1 protein-coding gene is annotated in these 518 nt (G+C 32.6%); it reads right to left on the reverse strand.

The window, feature by feature from the left end; all coding sequences use genetic code 11:
• A partial coding sequence (locus ACZQCL_RS06960) for a PDC sensor domain-containing protein (protein ID WP_482482426.1) occupies positions 1-518 on the reverse strand: 518 nt, incomplete at both ends.

The raw sequence follows: 518 nt of genomic DNA on the forward strand, positions 1-518 counted from the left end.
GACAATAAAACTTTTTCCTTGTCCCTCAAACAGATCATCAAACAACATATTGCCTAGTTTTGTGACATTGTAAGAACCGCCTACTACACCAATGACTTGTCTATCTCTAAAGATGGGTACGCATAAAATAACACGTGTTTGTTGATCAACACTGCTTTCTAAAGGATCTGAAAGAGATTGTTTGCCTTGCATAGATTCTTTAAAATATCGACGATGAGCTACATTTTTTATGACTTCATTATCATATAGAGCATTTCCATTTGGATCGATGATTGCCGTTCGATTTAAATCTGTATTATGCATAAAGGCTTGAATTAAAGAAACATTATCCTCTGAAAATAAATCTTGAGATTTAGATAGTTCTTGTGCAAGTACATTTAAATAGGAATAGTTGATATTTAATATTGTATTTAAATGCTCACTTTGCCTTACAACATTGGTAATCAGAGTTTTTCTAGAATTATTTTCAACCGCAATTGAAACGCCGTTAAAGAAGATCGCGATTCCCATAATCAAAG

The sequence above is a fragment of the Holdemanella sp. genome (assembly GCF_056804935.1).